General features: G+C 66.1%; 1 protein-coding gene and 1 pseudogene. Both read right to left on the bottom strand.

Going from position 1 to position 563, the window contains the following annotated elements:
* Positions 1 to 221: hypothetical protein (locus BTA51_RS28920; protein ID WP_141215709.1), on the bottom strand; the 221-nt coding region annotated here is incomplete at its 3' end.
* Positions 222 to 306: 85 nt separating this feature from the next.
* Positions 307 to 563, bottom strand: a pseudogene (locus BTA51_RS30350) (hypothetical protein); the annotation flags it as partial.

The following is a 563-nucleotide window of genomic DNA, read 5'->3' as shown; positions in this document are numbered from 1 at the left end:
GCCCGGGCCGGCGCCCCTGCCCCCAGCATCTCCTCGATCGCCGAGGCCGCCAGCGTGAACGGCAGCGCCAAGGCCAGCGCCGGCAAGGTCGGTTGCACAGCCGAAAGCCCGAGGGCCAGATCCATAGCCACCGCGCGCGCCGTATCGCCCCGGACCAGCAACCGCGTGATCACGGTTTCGGTCAGGGCATCGATGGCCTCTGCATCCCACAAAAGCGGCATCCCAACCTGCGGCCCGGAAACGGATCCGGGCCGAGGTTTTTCATAATGCAAAGATCGCGCGACGGATACGTTCACGATCTGTCGATCAACGGGTTTTGTCCGGCGAGCCGGGTTCGACCGGCATCACATCCCGCACGCCGCGTGCCGGGCCGTCGGCCTCGAAGCTGGCCCAGCCTTCGCTGTCCTCGGGCTTGGGCAGGGTGTCGGGACGCTCGCGCATGTGCAGATGCACCTTGGCGATGAACAGCGCGGTAATGGGCGAGGTCAGCAGCAGGAAGATGGTGATCAGCAGCTCGTGCATCGACACCCGGCCTTCGGTCGCGAAGATGTAGATCATCGAGG

The organism is Hahella sp. CCB-MM4, from assembly GCF_002260525.1.
In the GTDB taxonomy this organism is placed as follows: Bacteria; Pseudomonadota; Gammaproteobacteria; order Pseudomonadales; family Oleiphilaceae; genus Hahella.
The sequence above is the reverse complement of the archived record's forward strand: the minus strand, read 5'-3'. Positions and strand labels throughout refer to the sequence as shown.